Raw genomic sequence first — 6,626 nt, 5'->3', positions numbered from 1 at the left:
CTTGCGCAACGGCTCGTACATCGCGGGTCGATTTTGTCGGATGGACAAATACGGCCGGGAGATATGGCTGGAGGCCTCCTACAACCCTATCGTGGACGCCAATGGCAAGCTGTCAAAGATCGTCAAGTTTGCCACGGTGGTGACGGACCAGGTCAATCGTGAACGAGCAGTGGCCGAGGCTGCTGGTCTGGCGCATGACACGTCCGTTCGAACGAACAGCAGCGCTGAACAAGGTCGGGAAGTTATTCAAAGCACAGTCACTACGCTCAATACCCTGTCGACACTGATGGAGGATGCCGCGCACGGTATCGAGGCCCTGGACGCCCAAAGCCAGGAGATCGGGGCGATCGTCAAAACCATTGGCGGCATTGCCGACCAGACCAATCTGTTGGCCTTGAACGCCGCGATCGAGGCCGCGCGTGCCGGCGAGCAAGGTCGGGGGTTTGCAGTGGTGGCCGACGAAGTCCGACAGCTGGCATTCAGGACCACGCAGGCGACGGCGGAGATCGTCGAGGTGGTAAAGAAAAATCAGCTCCTGGCGTCCGGTGCCGTGGGCATGATCGACAAAAGCAGACATCAGGCTGCTGCGGCTCTGGGGCTGGCAAGCGATGCGGATGAGGTGATCAAGGATATCCAGCAGGGTGCCAACAGCGTCGTAGCGGCAGTGGAGCAGTTTTCAGGACAGGCGACCCATTGATTGTCTTTAGCAAACCATTAGCGTTTTGGGGTGGGAGCGAATTTTTAGGCATCCTATTTTTTAGGATGCATAGGGCGAAGTATTCGCTCCACTAGTTTCGTTGTCGGCCCTCATTGCGCATCGTTCCGGCAACAGTGGCAATATGATATTGTTATCAACAATTCGATCTCACAGGTGCCCGCTATGACCTGCCCCGCCGAAATCGAGGAAAAGCGTCTTGCGGCTGTGCACGCCTTGCAATGGCTGGAGACCGCTCGCAACGAAAACTTCGACCGACTTTGCCGCTTGGCTGCCGCTCATTTCAATGTGCCGACCGTACTCGTCTCTCTGGTTGAAAAAGACCGGCAATGGTTCGCTGGCCGAGTGGGATTTGAGCTTACCCAGACGCCCATTGAGCAATCTTTCTGTCGCTGCACCATCCAGAATGCTGGGATCATGGTGGTCAACGACGCTCATCTCGACCCACGTTTTGTGGATACCGCGCTGGTCGCCAAGCCTGATGGCATTCGTTTTTATGCGGGCGCGCCCCTTTGTAATCAGCATGGTGAGGCGCTTGGTAGTCTGTGTCTTATCGATAGGGTTCCGCGACAACTGTTACCTGCAGAAGCAGCAGCTCTCGAGGATTTTGCGCAACTGGTCATGGCCCAGATCGAGCAGTGCCAGTTGATGCGCTATCGCGATCAGGTGACCAGGCTGGCCAATATTCAGCAGTTTTTCCTGGATACACAGAACGTACCCAGCCCGGCGAGCCATGTGCGGTTGATGGTGGTGATCCGTACTCATCAGGTGTCGAACGCAACCCATGTCAGCGTGACCAGTAACCTGGACTTGCAGCAAAAGCGGTACACCATGGCGCAATGTTTACACCGGCGCCTGGACGGTATCGCTGAGCTCTATCAGATCGGCGACCAGGAATTTTGCCTGCAGCTAACCTGCGAGCGGCACCGGCGGGATGAGCTGACCCGAGTGCTTCTGACGCTTGTCACTGAGTCCTTTACTGACCAACAGATTACTGTCGGACTGGCCTGCTGTGACGATGACGAGCACTCTGCCGCCGCGCTGTTGGTCAAAGCTGCTCAGGCTGCAGCAATAGCGCAAGCCCGCCATTTACAGTGGGCGACCTATGATGAAGCAGAGGATCGTGCCCAGCGGCGTGCGCTGACGTTGCTCGATGAGCTCGCCCAGTCGCTGGCCACTGGTGACATTTATCTGGAATACCAACCGCGCTTCAGCTTGGTGGATGGCCGCATGCTCAGCATCGAGGCGCTGATTCGCTGGTCTCACCCTGTTATGGGTAAAGTCTGGCCGTCCGAGTTTATCCCCTTGATCGAAAGCGCGGGGAAGATCAGTACCGTGACCCGCTGGGTGATTGACCGCGCGCTAACCGACCTCGGCGACTGGATGGATAAAGAAGTGCGCCTGTCTATCAATTTATCACCGCTGGACTTTGTCGAATGTGACCTCACTCGGATGTTGCAAGGCGCGTGTGCAAAGCATGGCGTCAAACCTGCTCGGCTGGAAGTCGAGATTACCGAAGGTGAGTGGATCAGAGCCGACCAGGGCGTGATCGAGCAGCTGGACCGGATTCGCGCGCTTGGGATCGACGTGGCCATCGATGACTTTGGCGCTGGCTACAGTAACTTTGCCTATCTGCACGAAATACCGGCCAACATCCTCAAGCTGGATAAATCGCTGGTCACCGACCTGGAGAGCAATCCACGCAACCGCGTCATCGCCCGATCCGTGCTGCAATTGGCCAACGAGTTGGGTTATCGCACTGTCGCCGAAGGCGTGGAAACCTTTCGTTGCATGAGCCTGGTACGCGAGTTTGGTTGCGAGGAGGCGCAGGGCTATTTTCTGAGCCGGCCGCTCAAGCTGGAAAAGCTCAAAGAGCAGCGGCAGAACATTGCGCTGACGTTTACCGCAACGAGTGCCGTTTAGAAATAAATTCTGTCAGAAAGTGGAGAGCGGATAATTGGCTGTCGCTTGCTAGGGTAGCGCCATCTGGTGTCAGCTTAAGGCACAACTGAATATTTAATCAGCATCAATGATACCAGCTAAATTTATCTGATTGATTGCCGATACGGTTTTAACCCACCATTCCTATCAGGTGTCTAATGTTCAACAGCCGTCGCTTGAAAAACCGGGTTGCGAGTCTCGAAAGCGAATTAGCTGCATTGAGAGCAGAGAGGGCAGGTATGCAGCGAGAACTGCTCAGTCTAACGCTTGATCGCGGAATGAATATCGTTGCCGTCAACGCCAACGCTTTGCAGTTCTTAGGGGTATCGGAAGGGGACGCAGTTAACAAATCACTGGGCACGTTCACGCCATCGTACGTGAAAGACCTGCCGTGTTATAAAAATTTTGTCCAAGCAATGACCCATGGTACGACCGTGCAGGATGACTACAGATTTATCCGCCCGGATGGCACGATGGTATGGATGCACGCGGCTTGGTGTCCAACCTTCGACGGCCAAGGCAATGTTACACAGATGACGTGCTACGGCAGTGACGTTACCGCTTCGGTGGACAAGACTAAAGAGAACGAAGCATTTATTCAGGCTTTGCTGCGTTCAACCGCAGTGATTGAGTTCGACCTCAGTGGCAAGGTGCTCACAGCCAACCAGCATTTTCTGGATGCCGTAGGCTATTCGATGAACCAAATTCTGGGTAAGCACCACAGTCTTTTTTGCGATCCGAAATTTGTAACCTCGCCTCAATATAAGCAGTTTTGGGAGACGCTCAATGACGGGCGATTCGTTGCGGATCGGTTCAAGCGGGTGGATAGCCACGGTCGTGACATCTGGTTGGAAGCTACCTACAACCCTGTATACAACACTCGAGGTCAACTGTATAAGGTGGTTAAGTTCGCGACGCTGGTGACTGATCAGGTGCTGCGTGAGCAACAAGTCAGTGCAGCGGCCAACACAGCCTTTGATATTTCCCAACGTACGGACCTGTCGGCTCACCAGGGTGCGCAGGTTGTGAATGAAACAGTCAGTACGATGAATTCGATTGTTGAACAAATGAGCTCAGCAGCTCAAAGCATGGAAGCGTTGGGCAGCCAGTCACTGCTGATCAGCTCGATTGTGCAGACCATTGGAGGCATTGCTCAGCAAACCAATTTGCTCGCTTTGAACGCCGCTATTGAAGCTGCACGTGCCGGGGAACAAGGGCGTGGTTTCGCGGTAGTCGCTGATGAAGTGCGGCAGTTGGCCGCCCGTACCAGCAGTGCTACCGAAGAAATTGTCATCGTGGTTCAGAAAAACCAGGCACTTGTAGACGAGGCTGTCAGCGACATGGGAAACAGTAAGACCCAGGCCGAACTAGGCTTGGCATTGGCGCAGCAGGCGGGAAGCGTTATCAAGGACATTCAGAATGGCGCCCGTGAGGTGGTCAGCGCCGTCGAGAAGTTCAACCGACAGCTGTGAGTCAAGCCGCACTTAGCGAGTGATGCCCAAGGTTCCTACGGAGTGATTCTCGCCTGATCATTCTGCGTTTTTTTTGCTTATCGAACTGGAATGATCTACGAAAACCGGACACCTTCTAGGCGAAAATGACGCCACATATAAGTGTTTGATGAGCAGACAACGACGTACCTTCACTCCCGAACTCAAGCGCGAAGCCGCCAACCTGGTGCTTGACCAAGGTTACACGCTGATGCAGTGCAGTCGCTCGGGTTGGTTCAGTCGGCTTTATGTCGGTGGGTCGACAACCTTCCAGCAGGATCGAGGGGGGGTCACTCCGGCAAGCGAAGTCACTCGATCCTGCTACTACGCGTACTGCCGTAAACGTCGGTCCCCGGATGCTAAGAGGGTAATCTTGCGCAGCCGTATCATTGAGCTGTTTTATGCAAAGCCGTAGTGCTGCGGGGTGCCGTAGCCTCATGCTAATGATGAAAGAGGACGGCGTGCAAATTGGGCGGTTCAAGGTACGCCATATTGATGCGCGAAGTGACTTGATCAGCAAGCAACAAGGCTCTCATGCCTATAAAAAGGCCATCGTAGAGCGACCTGATATCCCGAACGTGCCGGATCGTGAATCGTCGTCACATCTATCGAGCAAGAGCAAAACTCCTGCGCAGGAGGCTGATTGGGGGCTTGCTTGATCAATGAAAGCTATAGAGCCAAGCTACCGACCAAATGCATTCGAATGGCGATCAGCGGCATGAACTCGTGTGAGATGATGGCTGTCTGATATCACATTCTCCGCGCCGGCCCAGTGAGGCCTCCCATGACCAACTTGTTGCGCCGTAGCCACATCCGATTACCTCTTTTGCTGCTAGCCACCTTGCTGACTGTCGTCGGACTTGCCACCCTTTGGGAATTCGAGCTCGAAGGGTACGCAATGCACTGGCTTGGCCTGCATTACGATGGGGATTTTGAAGATGGCGAGCGGTTGCGGTTCATCCTGACCTCATCGAGCTTTTCGCTGATCGCACTGATTGTGCCGAGTATCGTGCTCAAACGCATGGTCTCCAATACACAAAAAATCCACCACAGGTTGCTGCGACTCCAGCTGCAAACTGAGCAACTGGCTAACTTCGATCCGCTGAGCGGATTGACCAATCGCCGGGTGTTCATGGAGACGTTGCGCAAGCAGCTTGCTCAACAAGCTCCCGTGGCGCTTCTGCTGATTGATCTGGATCATTTCAAGGCCATTAACGACGAGCATGGGCATTCAGTCGGTGATGCAACGCTGATTGAGGCGGCTCGCAGACTCCAAAATATTGCCAACCAGCATCAAGGAACCGCCGTCCGGCTGGGCGGGGACGAGTTTTGTCTGCTGTTCCTGGACCAAAAAGGGCAAAGCGAGCTGAGTCAGATAGCGCAGAAGACGATCGCGTGCTTGAGCGCGCCCATGCCCGGGCTGCCGACGTCAGCGCGGCTGGGGGCGACCATAGGGGTGGCCCGCTCCTGGATCGACTCACAGGACCCATCGGTGTTGCTGCATTACGCAGATACGGCTATGTATCGAGGTAAAGATAGCGGTCGCTCTACCTTCAACTTCTATGACAGTGAGTACGAACAAGAGAGATTGGCTCAGCAAGATCTTGAGCTTGCGCTCAGCAGGGCAGTGGAGAGAGAGGAAATCGTTCCCTTCTATCAGCCGATCGTGGCCCTTCCCTCGCAAACCGTGGTGGGCTACGAGATCCTGGCCCGTTGGATGAAGGCTGATGGCACCATGGGAATGCCGGCGGACTTTATACCCATACTCGAACGGCTGGGGCTGATCCCGGATATGACGCGGTCGTTGGTCAAGCAAGCCTGCCAAGCCGCCAGCCTGTGGGATGACACATTACATCTATCGCTCAATGTCAGCGCTGCCATGATTACCGATGAGTCGTTTCCTGATCGACTTCTCGATCAACTGCGGCAGGAAAATTTTCCATTTGACCGTTTCGAGGTGGAGATCACCGAAGAAGCCCTCGTGGGAAATCTGGAAGCCGCCCAACGAAACCTGAGCAAACTTCACGCCTATGGGATCGTGGTCGCCTTGGATGACTTCGGGATCGGCTACTCGGGTCTCTATCATTTGACGCGTCTGTCCATCGACAAGATCAAGATTGACCGGTCTTTCTTTGAGGCCGGCAAGCTCGAGCATCTGCCGATGGTTGAGGCAATTCTGGGAATGGCGCGAAGCCTCAAGATGAGTGTCACGGCAGAAGGTATTGAAAACTTTCACCTGCCCTATTTGCCGGCATGGCTTGCACAGAACGGCTGTCACTATGCGCAAGGCTATCTTTACGGTAGGCCTCAGGCGGCTGGGGACGTTGTTTTGGCTCGGCAGAGTTTTCCTTCACCCACCTGACCTGTGCGATTCTGGGTTAGCAATGCTCTGCATGCGTAGATCGGGTGCTATGTTCAATGGCTACTCACAGAAAAGCCGGCTTCGGCGAACCTTTTTGTGCCTGCTGTACATCAGAGCT

The 6,626-nt window shown here is 54.6% G+C and carries 3 protein-coding genes and 2 pseudogenes; all 5 read left to right on the top strand.

Features of this window, described 5'->3' with window-relative positions; all coding sequences use genetic code 11:
• Positions 1 to 880: 880 nt before the first annotated feature.
• The 5 genes and pseudogenes from SFA35_RS25945 to SFA35_RS25930 all read left to right on the top strand — a co-directional run bounded on the left by SFA35_RS25945 (position 881) and on the right by SFA35_RS25930 (position 6,508).
• Positions 881 to 2,638, top strand: a complete 1,758-nt coding sequence (locus SFA35_RS25945; protein ID WP_320579469.1) for an EAL domain-containing protein — start codon at positions 881 to 883, stop codon at positions 2,636 to 2,638.
• 176 nt (positions 2,639 to 2,814) lie between these two features.
• Positions 2,815 to 3,591: pseudogene (locus tag SFA35_RS26905) on the top strand (PAS domain-containing protein); the annotation flags it as partial.
• Positions 3,577 to 4,128 carry a methyl-accepting chemotaxis protein gene (locus SFA35_RS26900; protein WP_414058576.1) on the top strand — a complete coding sequence of 184 codons (552 nt, stop codon included), beginning with the start codon at positions 3,577 to 3,579 and terminating at the stop codon, positions 4,126 to 4,128. The pseudogene SFA35_RS26905 and the gene SFA35_RS26900, both read left to right, overlap by 15 nt.
• Positions 4,129 to 4,276: 148 nt before the next feature.
• Positions 4,277 to 4,736 (top strand): annotated as a pseudogene (locus tag SFA35_RS25935) (transposase); the annotation flags it as partial.
• Positions 4,737 to 4,930: 194 nt separating this feature from the next.
• The gene (locus SFA35_RS25930) at positions 4,931 to 6,508 is read left to right on the top strand and encodes a putative bifunctional diguanylate cyclase/phosphodiesterase (RefSeq protein ID WP_320579465.1); all 1,578 of its coding nucleotides are present in this window, start codon (positions 4,931 to 4,933) and stop codon (positions 6,506 to 6,508) included.
• Positions 6,509 to 6,626 lie beyond the last annotated feature (118 nt).

Source organism: Pseudomonas sp. HR96, from assembly GCF_034059295.1.
Classification (GTDB): Bacteria; Pseudomonadota; Gammaproteobacteria; order Pseudomonadales; family Pseudomonadaceae; genus Aquipseudomonas.
This window is presented reverse-complemented; position numbering and strand designations above follow the sequence as displayed.